General features: G+C 48.2%; 17 protein-coding genes and 3 tRNA genes. 12 read left to right on the top strand and 8 right to left on the bottom strand.

Going from position 1 to position 22,151, the window contains the following annotated elements; all coding sequences use genetic code 11:
• The first annotated feature begins 664 nt into the window (after window positions 1–664).
• Window positions 665–2,059 carry a hypothetical protein gene (locus tag EFA69_RS14590; protein ID WP_123133833.1) on the top strand — a complete coding sequence of 465 codons (1,395 nt, stop codon included), beginning with the start codon at window positions 665–667 and terminating at the stop codon, window positions 2,057–2,059.
• A 132-nt stretch (window positions 2,060–2,191) separates the two neighbouring features.
• Window positions 2,192–2,380, top strand: a complete 189-nt coding sequence (locus tag EFA69_RS20725; protein WP_123134856.1) for a WCX domain-containing protein — start codon at window positions 2,192–2,194, stop codon at window positions 2,378–2,380.
• Between the two features lie 14 nt (window positions 2,381–2,394).
• Here EFA69_RS20725 and EFA69_RS14580 read toward each other — a convergent pair whose 3' ends face one another.
• Window positions 2,395–2,838 carry a nuclease A inhibitor family protein gene (locus tag EFA69_RS14580; protein ID WP_221175752.1) on the bottom strand — a complete coding sequence of 148 codons (444 nt, stop codon included), beginning with the start codon at window positions 2,836–2,838 and terminating at the stop codon, window positions 2,395–2,397.
• A gap of 13 nt (window positions 2,839–2,851) precedes the next feature.
• The gene (locus EFA69_RS14575; protein WP_245964594.1) at window positions 2,852–3,769 is read right to left on the bottom strand and encodes a DNA/RNA non-specific endonuclease; all 918 of its coding nucleotides are present in this window, start codon (window positions 3,767–3,769) and stop codon (window positions 2,852–2,854) included.
• 188 nt (window positions 3,770–3,957) lie between these two features.
• Between EFA69_RS14575 and EFA69_RS14570 the strand changes: the two genes are divergently transcribed.
• The 7 genes from EFA69_RS14570 (at window position 3,958) to EFA69_RS14535 (ending at window position 14,221) form a co-directional block, all read left to right on the top strand.
• Window positions 3,958–5,934, top strand: a complete 1,977-nt coding sequence (locus EFA69_RS14570; protein WP_123133831.1) for a tetratricopeptide repeat protein — start codon at window positions 3,958–3,960, stop codon at window positions 5,932–5,934.
• 2 nt (window positions 5,935–5,936) lie between these two features.
• Complete coding sequence (locus tag EFA69_RS14565; protein WP_123133830.1) at window positions 5,937–6,278, top strand: nucleotide pyrophosphohydrolase; 342 nt, start codon at window positions 5,937–5,939, stop codon at window positions 6,276–6,278.
• Window positions 6,262–8,124, top strand: coding sequence for a DUF2075 domain-containing protein (locus tag EFA69_RS14560; RefSeq protein WP_123133829.1), 1,863 nt, complete (start codon window positions 6,262–6,264; stop codon window positions 8,122–8,124). The genes EFA69_RS14565 and EFA69_RS14560 overlap by 17 nt, the downstream gene beginning before the upstream one ends.
• A 292-nt stretch (window positions 8,125–8,416) precedes the next feature.
• A complete protein-coding gene (locus tag EFA69_RS14555) occupies window positions 8,417–9,919 on the top strand; it encodes a site-specific integrase (protein ID WP_123133828.1) in 1,503 nt (500 codons plus the stop codon).
• 445 nt (window positions 9,920–10,364) lie between these two features.
• On the top strand, window positions 10,365–12,551 hold the full coding sequence (locus tag EFA69_RS14545; protein ID WP_123133826.1) for a TonB-dependent receptor: 2,187 nt from the start codon (window positions 10,365–10,367) through the stop codon (window positions 12,549–12,551).
• A 91-nt stretch (window positions 12,552–12,642) separates the two neighbouring features.
• A complete protein-coding gene (locus tag EFA69_RS14540) occupies window positions 12,643–13,437 on the top strand; it encodes a cation transporter (RefSeq protein WP_123133825.1) in 795 nt (264 codons plus the stop codon).
• Window positions 13,438–13,600: 163 nt separating this feature from the next.
• On the top strand, window positions 13,601–14,221 hold the full coding sequence (locus tag EFA69_RS14535; RefSeq protein WP_123133824.1) for a recombinase family protein: 621 nt from the start codon (window positions 13,601–13,603) through the stop codon (window positions 14,219–14,221).
• Window positions 14,222–14,398: 177 nt separating this feature from the next.
• On the opposite strand, the gene EFA69_RS14530 is transcribed toward EFA69_RS14535, so the two are convergent.
• The 6 genes from EFA69_RS14530 to EFA69_RS14500 all read right to left on the bottom strand — a co-directional run bounded on the left by EFA69_RS14530 (window position 14,399) and on the right by EFA69_RS14500 (window position 18,392).
• Complete coding sequence (locus tag EFA69_RS14530; RefSeq protein ID WP_123133823.1) at window positions 14,399–14,935, bottom strand: hypothetical protein; 537 nt, start codon at window positions 14,933–14,935, stop codon at window positions 14,399–14,401.
• A 9-nt stretch (window positions 14,936–14,944) separates the two neighbouring features.
• Window positions 14,945–16,159 carry an XRE family transcriptional regulator gene (locus EFA69_RS14525; RefSeq protein WP_245964593.1) on the bottom strand — a complete coding sequence of 405 codons (1,215 nt, stop codon included), beginning with the start codon at window positions 16,157–16,159 and terminating at the stop codon, window positions 14,945–14,947.
• Window positions 16,160–16,228: 69 nt separating this feature from the next.
• Window positions 16,229–17,230 carry a phage/plasmid replication domain-containing protein gene (locus EFA69_RS14520; RefSeq protein ID WP_123133822.1) on the bottom strand — a complete coding sequence of 334 codons (1,002 nt, stop codon included), beginning with the start codon at window positions 17,228–17,230 and terminating at the stop codon, window positions 16,229–16,231.
• A gap of 747 nt (window positions 17,231–17,977) precedes the next feature.
• Window positions 17,978–18,051: transfer RNA gene (locus EFA69_RS14510), tRNA-Arg, on the bottom strand.
• Window positions 18,052–18,116: 65 nt separating this feature from the next.
• Window positions 18,117–18,190, bottom strand: a tRNA-Pro gene (locus EFA69_RS14505).
• A gap of 114 nt (window positions 18,191–18,304) precedes the next feature.
• A tRNA-Ser gene (locus tag EFA69_RS14500) sits at window positions 18,305–18,392 on the bottom strand.
• Between the two features lie 355 nt (window positions 18,393–18,747).
• Between EFA69_RS14500 and EFA69_RS14495 the strand changes: the two genes are divergently transcribed.
• The 3 genes from EFA69_RS14495 (at window position 18,748) to EFA69_RS14485 (ending at window position 22,142) form a co-directional block, all read left to right on the top strand.
• Window positions 18,748–19,716: a VWA domain-containing protein gene (locus EFA69_RS14495; protein ID WP_123133820.1), complete on the top strand. Its 969-nt coding sequence runs from the start codon at window positions 18,748–18,750 to the stop codon at window positions 19,714–19,716.
• Window positions 19,713–20,624, top strand: coding sequence for a hypothetical protein (locus tag EFA69_RS14490; RefSeq protein ID WP_123133819.1), 912 nt, complete (start codon window positions 19,713–19,715; stop codon window positions 20,622–20,624). Before EFA69_RS14495 ends, EFA69_RS14490 begins: the two co-directional genes overlap by 4 nt.
• Window positions 20,625–20,957: 333 nt before the next feature.
• Complete coding sequence (locus EFA69_RS14485; protein ID WP_123134853.1) at window positions 20,958–22,142, top strand: acetyl-CoA C-acyltransferase; 1,185 nt, start codon at window positions 20,958–20,960, stop codon at window positions 22,140–22,142.
• Window positions 22,143–22,151 lie beyond the last annotated feature (9 nt).

Below are 22,151 nucleotides of genomic sequence, written 5' to 3'. Positions count from 1 at the left end.
TTGTGGTGACATATATGATATTCTTTTATGTATATATCAACCGCACCAGCTTCTTTCGGTACTCCACAAATCCTTTGCAACTCAGTACCGCGACCCTTTCCGTAACCGCACCTGAGAACAGAATCAAGTCTCCTGCCTGAAAATTATGCCACATAATGATATACCTACATTATCACTACTGGCACCGAAATCGAACAATAAGATCTCTATGGTTTTATTATCCTCTTTGGAAAGCTACCTGCCGCTCCGCTTGGAGGTAACTGTAACCTCGCTCCCGCTCGGCTTTATAAATGTGAAATCTTGTGAAAATTCTTGCATCTCTGATGTTGTTCAAAATCAGCGATTCCAGTGAGTATTGCCACTTTTTCATATAAATTATCTTCATACCTGTGAATCATAAGAGAGAAGAACAAATGATAAATGAATGGTATAGATGTTATAATGATTTTGGCCTTTTTGAAATAAATCCTTTATACACATAAAGATCTACTGCATGGTAAGCTACATCCATTACTCTTTCACCCTCCCGAGCGGCAGCGGAGGAGGGTGATCAGTATTCCAGAAAAATAAATATGGTTATGGTTTAAAACTTTTTGGATTTCCATGATACAACAGTCGACGAAGGGCTTCAGCCCTGATAGATAGTGTAAAGGAAAACCAAAAAATGAAGACAAAAGACAGAGAGAAACGACTCTACATACCATCCAAAGTAAACCTTCCAGAGCTGATCCTAGCCCATCGCAGCGAAAGGTACCGTGACGACCACCAAGACAAATACGCGTACGTGCTCTCCAAGATAATTGAGCAGAAGATCTTCACCACCCAGAAAGTTAACGGGTTGGTTCCGCTCCATGCTGGTACGCTCAAGAAGGTAATTAACAATATTTACAAACAGGTACTGGACGACCTGCTGGCTTGGGGGGTTATCGTCACAGACAACCATTACATCACCTCCGCCGATGACAGCGAAAACGCGGTAAGCAAGGGCTACGGCATCGCCTCACCATTCCAGTCCAAGGCGATTGAGATCATGATACTGAAAGAGGATTTTGCCAAAAAAATCCACAGGAAACAGGTGGAGAAAGGCAATAAGCCAGCTTACTACATCCTCTCCCAACTGAAGAACATCCTTATCCGCGATATCGATGCCATGACCTATATAGACGCCAAATACGCTTCCACCATTGGACTGATCGATTCCCTGCCCTCGGACAACCTGTATGAGCGGTATACGCAGGCTATAGGGCAGATGCCAGACAAAATGGTCTATACAATCAAGAATGAGGATGATTATGAGCGCACCTTTCTCAATGACCCTGTGACTCTCAAGGGCATCATGATCGATAAATATAATGCCGACTTCTACTCCATCCAGAACATCGTGAACCGCAACTATAGCTGGGATGTGGATAAAATATCTGGGCGGGTTTACTCCTTCGTCACTAACCTGAGCAGGGATCTGAGACAGTTCCTATACCACCGCAACTATCCTGACACACCGCTGGTAAACGTGGACATCCGCAATTCCCAGCCCTTTATCTTTTGTTCTCTGTTGCAGGACTATTACCAGCACCAGTTGCCGTTGGACGCGAGAGAGTACATAATGCTTTGCTCTACTGGTAAGCTATATGACATGCTTATGGATGAGATGGGCTACAAAGGCAGCAGGAAAGAGTTTAAGCAACTCCTCTTCTCGACCCTGTTCTACTGCAAGAACTACACCTCAAACAAGAGCATACACTCCGAATATTTCAGGGAGAGATTCCCGTCCGTGTACAGATGCATCAGCCACTTTAAGAAGGGTAATTATAAAAGACTATCCCATATGATGCAGAAGGCAGAGGCAGACTTGATGATTCAGAAAGTAGTGAAAAGCCTGATGCGCACTTCAGTATTCCTAACTACGGTACATGATTCTATCATTGCGCTAGAAAGCGACGTTGATCTGGTAAGGGATACTATAATCAAATATTTCCAGAAAGAGCACAGTCTTAGACCTAGTCTTGACGACGAATATTTGAGAAAAGTGAATGTGGAGGCGATAAAACAGGCGGCATGAATGAACTATCCCTGTTTGCCTATTAGCTGTATGCTCCTTTTGATTAGCAAGTACACCACCGATGAGGGTGTCTCAAATATCTGAGCGTCTTCATCGGCGGTGCTTTGTTCGAGTTGAAGTACGACTCAGCACCTGCACAGCTCTCAGGAGACGCTCATCGATGATGATAATGAGTTCAGGATCAGGCTTAACGTAGTCCTGAACTACGAATTAGTCTCTACAATTCTTAGATTTGGAAATGGTGTAATAGTAGAAAGACCTGAACTCCTTAAACAAAAAATAAAAGATATTCATGAAGAATGCCTTAGACACTACGTGTAGATCTAATCGATTATTTATGTTTCGATAACCTTTGTCTTAAAACCAATACATTCACTGCTTGGAGCTATACCCAAAGCCAAGGCAATGATCTCTACCTTTCCAATTCTGTACACCTTCACATCTGATAGGCTCTTGAGCATGAAGTCCTGTAGCGTCTGAAACCGAAAGGCCGTCTCTCTTTGCTTAGGATCCGTTTCTGGTGGTACCTTAACCATGTTGCGCAGGAAATAGGTCAACTCCACAACCTCCACACTAGCGTCGGCAGCCTGTCCAGCAATGCTACGCAACTCCTCATATGAAAGGTCACCTGATTTATCGACAGCGACGGTGATAGGTTCTAAAGGATAGTCGCTTTCACTAATAAAATACAGATCCTTAGTAAGTTCTTCAAGTTTTACCATTATTTGTTCTTTGTCAGCATTGGGAGTATCCATATAACTTTCTATATTTTCAATCACTATAAAAAAATGCTTAGCGGGTAGGACCATTATCTACCTTTGCCTCTAAAACCCTCTGCAACTGCTCAGGTAGTGCCGAAAGCAGATCGTAACCCGTGGCCTGCTCGATTTCGTCAACCGTTGTCCTGTACCCTCCCCAATCTGTGTTAACGGTATTGATATTCGGGGTGTTGACGGCAATTACACGCGTGGACTCGTTGATCCGAGTGATGTCATTTTCGCCCTGAGGCAGTACCACCACAACCTTCCATATGTTCCTCGGTACCGTCACCCTACCATTGTCAATCGTATTCGTCGGTCCATTTGAGCCAGTGCCCCCAACACCATAGGATCCCATAATCACATATGCCTCCATTCCTACTCTAACCAGATCACGGGTGTAGTCCTCCAGACTGGCCCAAGTCTGGCGGTTATGGTTGGGTGCCTGTGGAATCATGTTCGTCATCAGGAAAGTGGAGGAGTTATCCTCGACTGTCTTCGTCCTGTCTGCGCTTGGTAGGTTGTGGCCACGATCGAACCCAGACCCAGTATAGCTAGTGGCACTTACCTTATACCACCCACTTGGCAAACTCATATCAGCTCTGAAGTCATCTTGACGATCTGCGCTGCCTAGCCAGTCAGGACTTACGTGCCAGCTCACCCAGTTCGGAATACCCCTGTCTCTGCTATAGGATAGCGCGTACTGCGGCTTTAGCAACAAATAATTATTGATGTCCGTGATGTTGTCTGTCGCCCCACTGGGGTTTCCTAAAGTAAGGTGCTCGCTAAGCGGAAGGTCAGCAGACTTCTGTGGTGTGACTTCCGTTTCCTTACAGCCGAATATGACTATGCTGAATAAAATAAAGTAATAATGTATCCTATTCCCCATAGTCTTCAGTTTCATTAAGCAAGAAATATCATTTGTTCTTGAAATGATCTTGGGTGCTTCCACGGTACGGAGGCAGTAAAATTTATAACCTTGTACAACATTACTTGTACAGGTGTTACATTATTTAGTAATGAGATTTAGGATTGTTACTATACACCAAATTTCACACACAAACCAAAAAATAAACTTTAATTTTACTGTCTAACCCTCTAGTCGGGTACCAGCCAATTTCAACAATTGACTTAACAAGAATGCTTATACTCCACTCATTAGACGAATTTACCTATGACCTTTTCTCTGTGGACCAAAAATCTGGGAGCAAGGTGGAAGATCTAATCGGCATCATGTCTGAGTTCTATACCGTCGGCCCATATAAACCTAAAGTAACGGTGAGAAACGGATTCATAGAGGTCGAGATCGATGCCGATTTAATTGAAGGACAGCAAAAGACATTCCAAGAAGTTTTAAACTTGAGCGAGAAAGGCAGGTTCGAACAGGCCAAAAATAAACTCCTGCCACTGATTCAGAAGGCCCCGCATGTCTCTGAATACCACAGGGTACTAGGACAAATATACTCTGAGCTTGGCGATCAGGAAGAGGCGGTGAACTCCCTTATTGACGCGCTCAAGTGGGACAGGAAAAACGGATGGGCACTCCTCATGATGGGAAATATCTTCGCCCGTCATCACAACGACGTGGAAACCGCCCTGCGCTATTACGACGAGGCAGCTAAGGCTAACCCTGACGATAATATCACCTTAAACAACATCGGGGCCATCATGATGCAGGTGGGTAGGAAGGAGGAGGCACTGCGCTATTTCCTCCAAGCGAAGGAAATAAATCCAGACTATCCAAACACCTACCAAGCCTTGGCCATTGTGGAGGAGAGCATGGGAAATCTTTCAACTGCGTTCCACTACGCCATAGAGTCAATCAAGAAAAACGCAAACAGGGACAGGCTCTACACTGAGAGCGTCAGCTTTTCCCGCGTACTGGCCCAAAAGCTGGTCGGAGAAGGCAAAGGTAAAGTGCTCATGGAAAGATTCACCCAAAGGTTGGAGAGGCGTACGGGAACTACGATCGAGACTATCGCAGATGATTCTATTGATACTGCCGCCAAAATGGAGTTCGCAGAGAATTACAACAGGGACAAGCATATCATCCGCTACAAGACCTCCTACCCTGCCGTGGAGCACTTGGTTATGCACGAACTGATGCACCTTTCATTAGTCGATGAGGCGAGGCAGACACAGAGCAACCAGCTTTTCACCTACAACCAAAGCCACAGGAAAGCATTCGAGTCCGCCTTGGGTGAAGACATGAAAAGGCTCAGAAAAAACGGTGTGCCTGAGGAATCCATCTCAAAATTTGTTTCCGCCATTTTCAACGGTATTAACCTTCAGGCATACAATACCCCGATCGACCTTTTCATAGAGGATTACCTCCACAGCACCTATGACGCCTTGAGGCCCTACCAGTTCATTTCCCTCATGAGGTTGGTGCAGGAGGGTATTACAGCCACCACCGACAAAGCGATCGTCTCCAACGCCCCAAGGGCGGTTCTCTTCGCCTCCAAGGTATATAACCTAGTGCATGCCATGCTGCTGAAAGACCTTTACGGCGTAGACTACATTCCCGACTTCAAGGCCACCCCCAAAGAAATCAAGCTGGCCCAGACCTTCATGGAGGAGTTCGGGGAGTACCGCTTGGACAGGGAGCCAGCGGAGGAGTATGAGTTGGTCCAGAACTGGGCAGACGACCTTGGGCTGTCAGATTATTTCGAGTTGGTGCAAGAATCCGAGCACAGAAAAGAAAGAACCCCAGAGGACCTGATCGCCGAGATCGAAGAAAACGGCATTACTTCAGGCGAGCCTGATTCCTATGAGGAGAGGCAGATGAGGATTTTCCAAGAGCAGCACAGGGACAAAGGTTTGAATATGGCGGTGGTTATGTTCATGGTCGAGGCCCTGCAATTCTTCAAGGGAATGTCAACCAAACAGGTGCGGGTAATCGGCACGGAGATCGCCATGAAAGGCATGAGTGGAATATCCCCAGAAAAACAGGATTACAGGCTGATGAATATCCCGAACAAGGTTTTCACAGGCTACCATCTGTTGGCTTATTACTACGTAAGTTGGGCGATCGCAGACAAAGAGTTCTTACATGACCTACAGCTCCCGTTCGACAAAGAATACGCGGTGGCTAAGCAGTTTGAGAAAAAAGATTGACCATGAGCGAGATAAAAGAGATAACGGAGGCTTTGCTGAAGTTCAGGGACGCGCGTGATTGGCGGCAGTTCCACAATTCCAAGGACTTGGCTGTAGCGGTAAGCATCGAGGCGTCAGAACTGCTGGAGCTTTTCCTCTGGAAAGGAAACGAGGAAGTGAGCGTGGACCGACTAAAAGAAGAACTGGCCGACATCCTATCCTATTGCCTTCTGCTGGCCGAAAAACACGGGTTGGACGTGCGGCAAATCATCATGGATAAAATCGACCAGAACGCCGCCAAATACCCAATAGATAAATCTAAGGGAAACGCCACGAAATACACCGACTATGATCGTATACAATAAATCAAAAGGTGAGTTTCTGACTGACATCGATGATTTCATAATAGAGGACATCATCCACAAGTCTGTGCAGGAAAAGCTGAACCGAAAGGTCGGGGATAGCGAGTACCTTTCTTGGAAGAATTCTTTGCTGTACATGGCCAACGTCTTGAGGACGGATTCCATACCTCCAGATGCAGGCGTGGCCATCGAATACAACATACCCCGTACCAGTAATAGAATCGACTTTATCGTCTCTGGCCAGAATGGGGAAGGCAAGGAGCATGCAGTACTAGTGGAGCTTAAGCAGTGGTCCAAGATCGAGCTAACGGGGAAGGACGCCATGGTGCGTACCCGTTTCCAGCATGGGATGAGCGAGGAGTTGCACCCTAGCTATCAGGCTTGGTCCTATTCCGCTCTGTTGTACGGGTTCAATGAAACTGTTTACGAGGAGGACATACAACTGAAGCCGTGCGCGTACCTGCACAACTACGTCGATGACGGGTTGATCACCAACAGCTTTTATAAGGATTACATCACCAAGGCTCCAGTTTTCTGCAAGGATGACAAAATCAAGCTTAGGGAATTCATAAGCGGCTTCATAAAGCACGGGGATAGGAACAACCTCATACTAAGAATCGAGAATGGCAAAATAAAGCCCTCTAAGGGGTTGGCGGATAGCATGGCTTCCATGATCAAAGGCAATCAGGAATTTATCATGGTGGACGCCCAGAAGATCGTTTTCGAGAATGCCCTCGCTCTCGCCCAGAAGTCAACGGTGACCGACAAAAACGTTATGGTGGTTCATGGCGGACCTGGCACGGGTAAGTCAGTTGTCGCCATAAACCTGTTAGTGGCATTGACTAAAAAAGGACTGTTGGCCCAATACGTCACCAAGAACTCAGCCCCAAGGACTGTCTATGAAACCAAGTTGACGGGTACTCTAAAAAGGACTGAGATCTCAAATTTCTTCTCAGGCTCAGGTGCCTTCACCAGCACCCGCCCTAACGTGTACGATGCCCTAATAGTTGATGAAGCCCACCGTCTGAACCTGAAGTCAGGCATGTTCCAGAACATGGGGGAAAACCAAATAAAGGAAATTATCGGAGCCTCCAAGTTCTCAGTGTTCTTCATCGATGAGAACCAGAAGGTTACCTTGAGCGATATCGGAGAGGAGGAGGAAATTGAAAAGTGGGCATTACATCATGGGGCCACCGTACATAAATACGAACTGACCTCCCAGTTCAGGTGCGGAGGATCAGATGGATACCTCGCTTGGCTGGACGACGTGCTACAGGTACGAGAAACCGCAAACACCATCCTTGACAACAGTGACGGGTATGATTTCAGAATTTTTAGCGACCCTAACGCCCTCAGGGATGCCATTTACGAGAGAAACAGGGAGGCGAACAAAGCACGGTTAGTTGCAGGCTACTGCTGGGACTGGACCAGCAAGAAGTACCCGCAAGAGATGGACATTGTCATGCCTGAATTTGGTTTTGCAATGAGGTGGAATTTAGGAAGCGACGGTATGCTGTGGATAGTCAAACCTGAGTCTGTCAGCGAGGTTGGCTGTATCCACACCTGCCAAGGGCTTGAAGTCGATTATGTCGGGGTAATAATAGGTTCTGATCTTATTTACCGTAATGGCGACGTACTGGTTGACCCAGCAAAAAGATCTAGCATGGACAAGTCCGTGCATGGTTACAAAAAGCGATTGAAGGAGAAGCCAGAGGAGACGAAGGAACTACTTAGAGCCATAATCAAAAACACATATAGAACCCTTATGTCGAGGGGCATGAAAGGGTGCTATGTTTATTTTACTGATAAGGAAACAGAAATGTACTTCAGATCGAGAATAGCAGAGTAATTTTCTATAGAATCTAAAGATTCATTTAAATTTATTTACGCCAAATCATCAGTAGCTTACGCCAAATATTTGGCGTAAGCTACAACAAAAAAGCCTCTTAGAGTTATCTAAGAGGCTTTTTGCAATTCATGATGGTGATCCCGTTTGGATTCGAACCAAAGCAAAAAACCCCCATACAGAGCTGAATAAGGGATATTTTTTTAATTATGGGACACATATTGGGACACATCATGGATAATTTCCGTACCTTAGCTTCAAGCAATTACGGCCCGTTGGAACTATGAAAAAACCTATGATTGAGGCACACCCTCGAGAGAACAAAGATAAAACAGTCGGGTACCTAAATATTCTCTACAGGTATGACTATAAACACTACTTCTCGTTGGGAATCAAAATCCAGATGAAGCACTGGGATAGCAAGAAAAAAAAGCTGAATCCCAAAGTTAAGGGTAGCGCAGAAATCAATGACAAGATCAACGAAGCAATAAGGACTATCGAATTCAGAAGCAACAGTCTTATGGAAAAGGGAGAGGAACCAACCGTTGCTTTAGTGAAGGAGTATTGGGATTACTGCCAAGCGGGGGACAAATGGCATAAGGAAAGAGACGAAGCAAACAAACCCATGTTTGAGCGAATTGCGTCCACAAGGCCTTTAGAAATTGAGGAGCTTGAAGCATTGCTTGCAAAGAAAAAAAGAGAGCTTGACAGAGCCTTATTCAAACTAGGGCGTGAAACCCCAGACGAGGTCACCACTCCTTCTGCGCCCCTCATGCTCGAAATGCTATACAAGTATATCAGGAAGAGAACGGGGGTCCCGTTGGAGGTTACGCAGAAAAACAACGGGGATAAGTTCTCTGGGGTGGAGAGGCAGTGGCGTAGTTGGGCTAACACACTTATTGAGTTTACAAAAAGCAAACATGCTAAGAGCGCGGAATTAACATTCGATCTCCAAAACCTAAACGGTGATTTCTATGACGCATACGCCGCGTTCTTAATGAATCCCGAGACATACGACCTATTCAACAACACGTTTGGTGCCCATGTCAAAAAGCTGAAGACTTTTCTAAGGTGGTGCGACACCGACCAAAACAAGGCCGTAGATAGAAGATATAAGGATTTTAAAATTCTGGAAGAAAAGAAAACGATTGTATGCTTCACAATTGAGGAGATCGATTTGCTTTGGAATTGGAAACCCACCCTAAAAAGAGCACATAAGGACGCTATAGATATCCAAAAGTACATAGACTTTACGGTGTTTTCATTTCTAACAGGATTTAGGATTTCAGATGTTCTTCAAGTCCAAGACATGAGAATAGATGGGGAATTCCTAAAGGGCACCACAATAAAAACCAACAACCACTTCAAAGTTCCGCTCCTAATAGACGATAGAATTCTGGAAATTCTTAATAAGTACAATTTTAACCTTCGGCTCTTTTCTGATACTGAGTACAACAGATCGATAAAAGGTATACTTAAGGAATTCTGCAAAGAACATGATCTACGGCAAGATACGGTCCCGATAAAGAGATTCAAGCTAAAAAAGGGCTACCCGACAGAAGTATATTTTTGGGACGAGTACTCCAGCCACTGCAACCGCCGTGGTTTTGTCTCCTACGCTTATGACATGGGCTATGACATCAAAGAAATAAAGGAAATTATTGGCACTTCTTCAGATCGTGAAATTGAAAAGTATCTGAAGAAAAAAGAAAACCACTTAACTGAGAAATTAAGAAAAATAAGAAGGTTTCAAGAACTTGAAGAACTTGAAGCAAAAAGGTTGGGAAACACGGTTTAACCTAATTCAGTTGGGTCGTGTTAACCATTTTGCAGTAGTTCAGTATATTTGCATTGTGAGGCTCTTTTCGATCATATTGGTATTATTGGTTATAACGCTGTCGGTGTCCCCGTGCTGCGCAACCGATAACTGCGCCAAGGAGATTGCCAAAACCCAGCAAACGGATAACTCAAAGGAGGAAATGGGCCTTTGCTCCCCCTTCTTTAGTTGTTCAGTTTGCACGGGCTTCACACTGCCCGATCTAATTTTCGGGGATCACTTACTAATTCCACAATTTCACGAATACTCTGCCTTCTACAAGCAGAGCATGTTTCCCCAGTTTTTCCATTCAATCTGGCAGCCTCCAAAATAGGTTAATGCTTCTGATGTGACCTTCACTCCGTCACACCATAACGGTGTGTACCCTTGTCACTCCTATACAGTAATCTGCATTAACTTATTTTCCATGAAATATATACTCGTGCTGCTCATGTTGGTGAGTGGCCCGTTGGCGCATGGCCAACACCTATTGAAGGCTGTCATTATGGACAGCGAGACCAAGGCACCACTGATCGGGGCCACTGCCCTACTAGAAGGAACAACCATTGGGGCCAGTTCTGATGCAAATGGCCAACTTGAGCTTACAGGCATCCCAGACGGCCCACAAATCATCAAATTCAGCTACATAGGTTTTGAGGACAGACGAGACACCCTAACGTTTCCTCTTACATCTTCTGGGCCTATTTCTGTTCTGCTAAATCGCAGCGGCGAAAAGTTGGAAGAGGTCGTGGTTACCTCCACCCGAAGCAGCCGCACCATTGAGGACGCACCGACCCGCATAGAGGCCATTACAGGGGAAGAGTTGGGCGAGAAAGCCAACATGAAGCCTAGTGATATTCGCATGCTTCTGACTGAAAGTACGGGTATCCAGACCCAGCAGACCTCCGCCACGAGTGCCAATGCGGGCATCAGGATACAAGGTCTGGAGGGCCGTTACACGCAGCTTTTGCAAGACGGCTTCCCGCTCTACTCGGGCTTCGCCAGCGGCCTCAGCATCATGCAGATTCCTCCACTTAACTTGTATCAGGTGGAGGTAATCAAGGGGTCGTCCTCTACCCTGTACGGCGGCGGGGCAATCGCAGGGCTTATCAACCTAATCACCAAGAAACCCACGGAGGCTGGGGAACTCAGCTTCATGGGGAACGTTACCAGCGCAAAAGGGCTTGACCTAAGTGCATACTACGGAAAAAGGTTCGGAAAGCTGGGCGTGACGGTGTTCGCAGCGCGTAACACAACCAAGGCGTACGACCCAGCGGACATCGGTTTTTCGGCGATCCCTGAACTGGAGCGGTATACACTTAATCCAATGCTGTACCTCTATCCAACCGACCGCACTCGGATTTCACTGGGCCTGAACGCCACCGTGGAAGACCGTCTGGGCGGCGACATGCGGTATATTGACGGCGAGACGGAAAAAGGCTTTTATTTCGAGCGGAACGATACCCGCCGCTACTCCACCCTCTTCAACGCCGAGCACAGGCTGACGGATAAGGGTATGCTTACGGTGAAGAACAGCGTGAGCCTCTTCGACAGGGAGATCACTATACCGACCTTCAGGTTCCAAGGCAATCAGGTATCCAGCTTCACGGAGGTCTCCTATAGTCTCCGCGGCGAAAAACACGAGTGGGCCTTGGGTGCCAACCTGTGGACGGATCGGTTCCGCGAGGAGACCGCTGGCACCACAGGTGCCAGGGATTTCGAATTCACGACGATGGGGGCATTCGCCCAGAACACCTTCACACCCGTTGAGTGGTTCTCCGTGGAGACTGGCCTGAGGACTGACTACGTAACCCCTTCTCCTGCAAATAAATCCAAGGGGTTATTCGTGCTGCCGCGCGTCTCTGCCCTGTTCAAGATCACTGACAAGCTTTCCTCCCGTATCGGCGGCGGCATGGGCTACAAAACGCCTACCATCTTCACCGAAGAGGCGGAGAGAGTCACCTTCCGCAACATCCTACCGCTGAACATCGGTCAGACGCAGGCGGAGACATCCATAGGCGGTAATGCGGATTTAAACTTCGCTACAAATATCACCGAAGAGTTTACCTTCAGCGTAAACCATATGTTCTTCTACACCTACCTGAACAACCCCTTGATCCTGATGCTGCGGCCCGACAACCTGTATGAGTTCAGGAACGCCGACGGCCATATCGATACTAAGGGCGTGGAGACGAACATGAAGTTCGGCTACGGAATTGCCAAGCTCTTCCTTGGGTATACCTATACCAACGCCAAGCAACACTTCGGTGGGTCTCTGGTAGACATGCCTCTCACGCCCAAACACAGGGTCAACACGGTGCTCATGCTGGAGAAGGAGGACAACTTTAGGATCGGATTGGAGGCGTACTACTTCAGCCCGCAGCAATTGTCAGACGGGGGCCGAGGCCAAGCCTATTGGGTCAACGGGCTGATGGTGGAGAAGATGTTCGAAAAACTCTCCCTGTTCATCAATTTTGAAAATCTTTTCGATACGCGCCAGACCCGCTTCGGCAGCATCTACTCAGGCTCCATCACCGATCCAGTGTTCAATGAGATTTACGCGCCCACGGATGGCAGGATCATCAACGGCGGCATCAAGCTCAACCTGCTATAGACACTTTCTGGAATAACGCCGCGGTGACCCGCCATGTCACCTCGAAATTACCTCGGTGAGACCGCGGCAACAAATCTCCCATCTACCTCTTATGGACAAATCAACTTTCAAAATACAGCACATGGACTGCGCGGCGGAAGAGAGCCTCGTACGCATGAAACTCGACAGCGTGGGGTCGGTGAAAGCCTTGGAGTTCGACCTCCAGAACCGCCAACTCACTGTAATCCACGACGGCGAACTGGATACCATCTCCTCCTCCATCGGCGAACTCGGCTTGGGGTCATCGCTCCTTTCCACCGAGACTTACGGGCAGGAACTGTTCGAGGAGGACGCACAGGGCCAGAGAAAACTCCTATGGACAGTGTTGATGATCAATTTCGGATTTTTCGTCGTTGAGATGACCGCGGGGATCATCTCCTCTTCCATGGGGCTAATTGCCGACTCCCTTGATATGCTGGCCGATGCGTTGGTGTACGGCCTAAGCTTGTTCGCTGTAGGCAGTACCGTATCAAGGAAAAAGAGCGTGGCAAGGCTGAGCGGTTACTTTCAACTCACGTTGGCGATAGTCGGTTTCGTAGAAGTTGTTCGTAGGGTCATCGGGGATGAGCCTACCCCAGATTTCCGCACCATGATCGTTGTTTCGGTTCTAGCCTTGGTAGCCAATGCGGTTTGCCTGTATCTACTCCAGAAAAGCAAGAGCAAGGAGGCGCATATGCAAGCCACCATGATCTTCACCTCCAACGACATCATCATTAACGGAGGCGTGATCTTCGCGGGCCTACTGGTGCTTTTTACAGGTTCCGCCATTCCTGACTTGGTTATCGGGGCAATTGTCTTCGTGATCGTAATTAGGGGTGCTATCAGAATACTTCGGTTAGCAAAATAATTGGCTCTTGTATGCAAAAAAGGGTTGTGGCAATAAACCCCATTGATGGAGAATAGAGGTACTTTTTAAAAGGGTCACCTTGTGTTCAAATAAGGTATAGGTTTCTTGCTATATATAGGATGTTTATATTATATTTGTTTAAACAAAGCAAAACTCCTTACCCATGAGAAAAGCAGCCCTCCTTGTACGAGTTTCAACACAAGACCAACAACACGACAGACAACTCACCGAGCTTTCGGAGTATGCAGAGTCCATGGGCCTGAAGGTTGTTGAGACGATCGTGGAAACGGTTTCGGGTGCCAAACGCAATGAGGAACGCCAAGCAATCCTAAGACTTATAAAACTTGCGCAAACGGGTAAGATCAACAAGGTCTTGGTTCATGAGGTTACCCGTCTGGGCAGGAACACCTCACAGGTACTGGCCACCCTTGAGGAACTGCACAAGCACAAGGTCAGCGTGGTTGTTAAGAGCTATAACATCGAAACCTTAAACCCCGATGGCTCCCTCAACTCCATGGCCCAGTTTCTGTTCACCCTTCTTACTGACATCGGGAGAATGGAGAGGGACACGCTCATCACGCGAGTGAAGTCTGGTATGGCGGAGGCAAAACGCAAGGGCATACACGTTGGAAGACCCAAGGATAGCACTAAGGGGAAGGAAGCCATGCTGAAGGAATACAAGGCTGTGGTGAAGTACATAAAAGCCGATTACACCATACGCGAAACAGCAACCCTGACAGGGGTTAGCGTCTCTACCGTACAACGCGTCAAGAAGCTGCTTTAAGGGTCTGCACGGCTTGCTCCTAATGAGAGTAATTAGACATGGATTTCCCTCAGACGGGTGTCAGGAACTACCGCGAGGGCCGTCTACTTTTTCGTGGCTTGCAAAAAACCGTTAGAACTAAAAAGGGCAACAATCCTTCAATGGATGTCACCCTGTTTAGAAACTTGCTGTTTGGAGCTATTCAAAATTTGCTTCTACCTCTGTGCTGCCTTCTTTTTGATTTTCCGTCGAATGGTAGCCCCTCTCCCTGTTGAGAGTATTAAAAGCCATGTACAGATCGTACGGTACCGCCCCCTGCTCCACCCAACGTTGCACGGTATTCAACGCCACGTTGAGGAAGTTGCCCAAATAGGCCATGCGCTCATCGCTGCCCCTCACACCCTTCTCATCCTTCGCCTTTCCCCTGTTCAGAAACAACGACTTCTCGTCATAGATATACCTCCGCAGTTTTTCGTTCTCTTTACCGCTAGGGAGGTGCCTCCTCAATACTGCCATCATGGTATAGTAAAGCTTATGAGAGGCGTCTGGGTCTGCGGTGTCATTCAGGTTGGCTATGTCGAAGGAGGTATCCAAGTCCTCCTCGCCCAGATCAGCCCCGTCGAAGAGTCCTGTCTGAACCCCTGTGACTTCCTTTGCCCTATCAGACAACTTCTTCATGTCTGCCAGAAATTCCTCCTCTGAAAGTTCCCCAGACTTTTTGGTGTTTTTCTCCATGTTAAGTGGTTATTGAACGACGAATGATTTCTTGATTTTTTCGATCTCCTCCAGAAGAGAGTCCTTGTTCCATGGCTGGCACTTCACGTACTGCAGGGCTTTCTCCGAACTGCCGAACATGGGTCGGTAGAAGCCGAACTCGTTCTTACTGTCCTCGCTCAACCTTTCCTCACAATAGCTGGCGTAGATAATCCCATGGTGCACCATGTTCTCCTTGGCATAAGCGTGGACGTAAGCCTCAGACTTGATCATGTGCTTGATGTATTTGCGCTTTTCCTTAGGGAAAAGCATCTCCCAGCCGAACATGTCCGCGTAATCCTCCCTGAACAGGTACAGGTCACTCTGGGCCTCACCTGTCAGGTGGTACTTCAAAGACTTGAGCTGTTCAAAGTCATAGTAGACATGGTACAGCTCGTGCATGAGTGCAAACCAAAGATGGGGGTAGGACTTATTGAAATCGGTAATTACAATGCAGGGTTTCCCCTTTACCACAAAAGTTCCGCCCCTCACCTGAGTCTTGGCAAGATAGCTCTGCACGATGACGGTGACCCCTATGTTGTATAGGGCCTGAATCACATGGTGGAACCCCTTCTCTACATAGCGGGTGTAGGGAGCCATCTTAGGGATCAGGGAGAGCAGGGTGTCAGGGTTATATTCGTTGGGGTTATCTATTTTCTCGAATTGGAAAATGGCAGACCGTACCCAGAACTCTCGCATCTTGTCGTGGGAGGTGCTTTTCGTCCTGCTGAATGCAACGGCCCCAACCTCTGTTCCATAGTGGAAAATAGAGCTGAGACCAAAAAATTTGAGTATCCTTTCCTCGATCCTTTCGAAATCGGTGGCTGTATCAATGAAGCCCTGATCCTTCAAGCCTTTTACATCGAAGTTACTCATGATGTAGTTGGCCTTACGAGCCATCTCAAGCTCTTTGATGTTGTCAGGAGGTAGAGAGGCGACAAATAACTTGGACGCATCTTCAATTCTGATACCTAAGAATTGGCAGAGCTTGAGGATCAAGAAAAAATCCACGCTGTTCACGTTGCCGTTACCCAACTTCTCCATCTGCCTGTTTAGAGTGGATTTATCCACCCCCAAAATCTTCGCCATCTGAAAGTTGTTGAGGCCCATCGCGTCCCGCCTGTCCTCGAGGATGCGATGCAGGCTGAGGGGCGATGGGTTGTTCAACAGCTGGTAAATCTCCAGCATCATGTCGTCTTCTCTCATATTTGAACCCTTTAATTAGACAAATATAGCAAAAAAAAGACATTTTTTCTCATTTATGAGAATTTTATTTCAACTTTCTAATCTTAGTAGGGATAGAACTTCATGGTAGGTTTGCTTAAGGCCCATGTGCCTTTCCTTCTCCGTCGCTGCAAGTATGGATGTTAGCCTTTTCATGGTTCTAGCTTTGTTGGTTACACTTGCCGCCTGTTGAAGGTAATGGAACGATCTCTCCACGCAAAAGTCATTTTTGTATAGGGCGTGGTAATAACCTAGGTCCGTAATGCTCTTTAAGTCTGGAGACTTGGTTTCTAACCTGAGTGCCTGACCATAGATGTTTTCCACCATGTTCCCGTTCACATTAACCTCTGAGTATAGTATGTCCTTAAGCCTTGGTACATGCTTGTCAGGGAGGCAGAAATGCTTTCTAACCATGCGCCTACTGGAGAGTTTCGTCTCGAAACGCACGATGTCCTTCCCTTCCTCCTTTAGTCTCTCCCTCTCCTGTACGCTGAGGGTCTCTAAGAAGTCCCTGTTACCCTTCTTGCTTTTATTAAAGAGTTCGGCTAGCTTCTTGTATATTGATAGATAATCCACGTTCTCAGGATCGTTGTTGTCCCTTTTAAGTCCGAAAGAGGAAGGAAGCCCTCCTGACTTGTAAAGCTTGGCGCTTCTCTTGTATTTAGTTTGCATAGCGGAAAGGGCGTAAAGCGCCGAGATGGCCGCTTCCTTGTTCTTGATCCGTATATCGGTGCTTGGGTCCACCTTGCACACTACGCTTTCAAGCAACTCGTCCATGCTTATGTCGGTGTACATGGAAAGCGTTTGCTGCACCTTTCCAATACTCTCCTTGGAGATCATGCTTAGGTAGTCCCGTCCAAGGACTTTGCTGGAGAGAGTGATCTTTGTTTGTTTCTGAATGGGGTAGACGGAGATCGTCATACCATGCGTACTGTACTTTATGAGGGAAATGTCCCCGTCGGGACTAGCTGTTACTGTTGTTAGGACATGGCTATGGAATTGGTATTCTTTTGCTATTACAATAGTTACACTGTCCACTTTTTGTGTGGTCATTATGTTTGGTGATTTCAAAGAAATTATGCTTACACGACAAATGTGTCGCGTTTAAGCCTATAATTATAAAAGCCTCAGGTACCATGGTCTTCTCAATTTAGGTTAAACCAATTATATTTCTTTTTTGCGACAAACAGAATAGGACGAATAAGAATACTGAAATTATTTTTCCATTTGAGAACCAGCGACGGCGGGTAGCTGGAAATTCGCGATATTACAAATACCTGATTATCAACTAATGGAAAAAAGTCGAACCATCTTATACCCGACTATATAAAAAGACAAAAAATAGCACCCATAGAGATTGCCCATGAGAATATGGCCCAAAGGCTCCTGAATCCTAAGCGGAGCAAGATCGTGGATATTGGAGTGGAACGGCAAGAAGGCCCGAATTCTCAAACAAAAAAATTCACAAGTGATATAAACAAGGTGACACAGATTTTGAGGGGGTACCCCTATTTTCCATGCTGGAACAGGATACGGCATCCGTGGATTAACGTCTGGGGTGTATACGGGGGGGGGGCACCAACGGGATGGAGGGGGGGTTAGGTCCCTTCTTCTGTCCAAAAAGGCAGTTATGGTACCGTTAAACCTAGTTACGGTACATATAAATTATTGAAGAGACGAGCCATGAACGCGTGTCCCTAAAATAACCTCTTGTCGCGATATCGTGTCCCCAAAAAATGGGACAGACCAACAAAAAACCCCTCCTACGCGCTGTAAGAGGGGTTTCCAGTACTTAAATTGTGATCCCGTTTGGATTCGAACCAAAGACCTACTGCTTAGAAGGCAGTTGCTCTATCCAGCTGAGCTACGAGACCATCGAAACAAAAATGAGTAATGGAGAATGTCTTTGTAGTCATCCAACATTACTCATCTTTTTTCGTCGGGGTGGCAGGATTCGAACCTACGACCTCCACATCCCAAATGTGGCGCGATACCGGGCTACGCTACACCCCGAGTCCTGCAATTACCAGTTTTCCAACTTAACCAAACCCTAACCTTCTGGTGAATTGCGGTGCAAAGATATAAAATGAAATTTAACTGTCAAAATTTATTTTCAGAAAAATTTCGCGGAGAGAGGGGGATTCGAACCCCCGGTACCCTTTAGAGGTACGGCAGTTTAGCAAACTGCTGGTTTCAGCCACTCACCCATCTCTCCGGGCTAGCTCTTTCGGTTAAAGAGTGTGCAAATATAGCCTAACAAAAATGAGATTACCAAAGCCCCACCAAAAAAAATTACTGCTCCCGCACCCGTTTACGGACATTTACTTATTTCCCAACACCTTACAGACGCACATTTTTTTCAAAATATTTTGGGCCGCTTTCCGTTTTGGCTCCTGGAGCCGGTAATTAAGCCAAAGCCTCTCCCCTCGTGTAGCGGCAATTGGCTCCTGCGCTTTATTAGCCCGGCTTAAAGTTTTAACTTGCCAGCCTTAACCCAGCCAGCTCCTTTGCCGCAGCAGTGGTAAGAGAACCTGGATGTTCACCGTTTCGTCTTCACTTTAACGTAAAAAATGACCTGGTACCTGCCTTTCACGTTCATGGAGTCTTTTTTCTTTCTCCTGTTTGTGGTGCTTTATGGGGGGTATCTGTTCAGGATAAAACGGCTGGCGCACCAGTTCTCCCAGAAAGCGAACGCCATCTGGGTAAAAGCAATCATCAGAAGCCTGTATATGGCCTTGCTGGTAGTGGCACTGCTGGGGCCTTCCTTTGGGGCTATGACTAAAGAAATAAGGACCAACGGCAAAGATGTGTACCTGGCCGTTGACCTGTCCCAATCCATGCACGCGGTAGACGTGCCTCCCTCCCGTCTGGAAAAGGTAAAGCTGGAGCTACTGGACTTCATCAAGAATTCCAACGCCGACCGCATCGGTCTGATCGGGTTTTCCTCGGAGGCTTTCGTCATCAGCCCGCTTACCTATGACCATAGCGCCCTGGAGCTCTATATCCAGTCGCTCCGTACCAGTCTGGCTCCGCCCGATGCCGCCCAACTTAGCCCGGTACTGGAACTGGCCCTGCAGAAATTTAGGGGCAGCGGAGACAACCGAGACACGGAACGCTCCAAAATACTAGTGGTTTTCTCAGACGGCGAGACCTTCGGGGAAAATCTGAGGGGCCCAACTTTGGCGCTGCAGAACCAGGGGGTCCATATTTACAGCATGGGCGTGGGCTCATACGCCGGGGGTAAAATTCCGGAAGGCCGCCGATACAAGCAGGACCGCGACGGAAAAACGGTCATTACCCGGCTGGAGCCCGATGGCCTGAAGCAGATTGCCCGGCGCACCTCCGGCGATTACTTTGAGATAAACCCCAACCTGAGCGAGATGCCCCGCCTGCTCAGCGCCGTAAACGCCGTTAAAAGTGAGTTCAGGCAGACCAAAGTGGTGGAAGTAGCCGCCAACAAATACCTGTACCCCCTGCTGGTAGCCCTCTTCCTCATTGCCCTGGATGTTTTATGGACCCTACAGGTATTGCGCATATGAGGTATTGGTTATTAGCTTTCCTGTTAGCTTTGTCGCCTTTTGACGGGCTGCAGCGCATTGCGCGCCGGAACCTGTACGTGCAGCAGGCCCAGGAAGCCTATGCGCGGAAACAGTACCAGCAAGCGGCGGTTCTGTATGAGCGGGTGCGGCAGGCCGAAGATGAAACGCCCGCCCATTCGGTGTTGCTGAACCTGGCGCACTCCTATTTCCATCTGCATGAATATAGCCGCGCCTCACCGCTGTACCGCGCCCTCCTGGACACCAAAGACCGAGGCTTGCTCTCCATAGTGACCACTCAACTATCAGTGATTGAAGCCGAAGAAGGCAACTTCACCAAGGCCATCGCTTTCAGCAAACAGGCCCTTAAAGCTGATGAGACGAATAAAGCCGCCCGCTACAACTACGAGCTGCTCCAGAAATACCTGTTGTTGCACCCTGAGCTCCAGCAGACACCTCCCCCACCCCAACGGCGCAACCAACGCCAAAGCGGGTCGGGCAGAACGCAGAGAGACAAGGCCGCCGGTACGCCAACTGGAAACGGAGCAGAGCAGGCGTCATCGGCGGGGGGCGCCAACAATGCCACGGGGGGCGGTGCCGAAAACAAAACCAGTGGAGGTGCATCTGAACGGCAGCAGAACTTCGGGAACAATGCCGGCCAAAACCAGGGCCTCAGCAACCGTGGCGACCAAGACAGCAACGAAGCCGCCGGTAATCAACGCAGCAACCAGCTTGGGCAAGAACAGGACCTGCTGCTCCAGACCCGGGCGGAGCGCCTGAAGCAATTGCAACTGAGCCCCGAGAAAGCCCGCCAGCTTCTGGACGCCATGCGCCAGGAAGAGGCCCAATACCTGCAGCAACTGCCCCGCCGCAGCTCGCGCCAGAAAAACAAAGACCTACCAGACTGGTAGTCACTCTGCGTTTAGGGGCTCTTTTTTGAAAAACAGCCCCTAAACGCAGAGTGCGCTTGGGAGTACTCTTCTGTTTTAAACCAGTTTTCGGAAAAAGAGCCCCTAAACGCAATTTCGGCCTGACCTTGTCCTTGATTCTCTCTCCCGAAACAGTCATAAGGCTCCATCCGTAACGGGACCATTCTTTAGTCTGACAAGGCTACGTTTGAATATTTTTCTATTTCTTCAGCTTTTACGTAATTACCGGGCAACGGAACCAAACCTAACAAGCGTTTGGTTTTTATTTCCGAAAGCTATACCTTCAACCCAATAACAGATAAACTCAATATTGCCATGCAGATAAAAGAAGTATATGTGATCTCAGCGGTTCGTACTCCCATTGGTAGCTTTGGCGGCGCTTTGGCTAGCCTTACTGCCCCGCAACTGGGGGCCATTGCCATCAAGGGCGCTGTTGAGAAAGCAGGAATAGACAAAAGCCTGGTGCAGGAAGTCATCATGGGCAACGTGCTGTCGGCCAACGTGGGGCAGGCTCCGGCCCGTCAGGCCGCCATTGGCGCCGGTTTAGGATATGAGGTGGAGTGCACCACCATCAACAAAGTGTGCGCCTCGGGCACCAAAGCCATCATGTTCGCGGCGCAGGCCATCATGCTGGGCCACAAAGACATTATTGTAGCGGGCGGCATGGAAAGCATGTCCAATGTGCCTTACTATTTAGATAAAGCCCGTTTCGGGGCGAAGATGGGCCACGGCCAGATGATTGACGGCTTGGTGAAAGACGGTCTTTGGGATGTCTACAATGACTACCACATGGGCAGCGCCGCCGAAAACACCGCCCGTGAACTGGGCATTACCCGCGAAATGCAGGACGAGTACGCCATCAACTCTTACCGCAAAGCCGCTGAGGCCGCCAAAGCCGGTTTCCTGAAAGACGAGATTGTACCCGTAGAGATTCCGCAGCGCGGCAAAGACCCTATTCTGGTTACCGAAGACGAGGAATACAGCAAGGTGAACTTCGAGAAGATCCCGGGTCTGCGTCCGGTGTTTGACAAGGAAGGAACCGTGACCGCCGCCAACGCCTCCACCCTCAATGACGGGGCCGCCGCCATTCTGCTCATGAGCAAAGAGAAAGCCGAGGAACTGGGCGTAACCCCAATTGCCAAAATCAGAGGCTTCGCCGATGCCGAACAGGAACCGAAATGGTTTACCACCACCCCGGCCCTGGCCATCCCCAAAGCCTTGAAAGTAGCCGGCGTAGAAGCTTCTGAGGTAGATTTCTATGAGATCAACGAGGCGTTCTCCGTGGTTTCGCTGGCCAACAACCAGAAACTAGGCTTAGAGGGCGGCAACGTGAACGTGTACGGGGGTGCCGTTTCCCTGGGTCACCCACTGGGGGCTTCCGGGGCGCGTATCGTGACCACGCTCATCAACGTGCTGCACAAAAACAACGGTAAGATTGGCGTGACCGGCATCTGCAACGGCGGAGGCGGGGCCTCTGCGCTAGTACTGGAGCGCCTGTAACCCATTGAA

This window comes from Rufibacter immobilis (genome assembly GCF_003721565.1).
In the GTDB taxonomy this organism is placed as follows: Bacteria; Bacteroidota; Bacteroidia; order Cytophagales; family Hymenobacteraceae; genus Nibribacter; species Nibribacter immobilis.
Note: the sequence above shows the minus strand (reverse complement) of the source record. Positions and strands in the feature narration are given on the sequence as shown.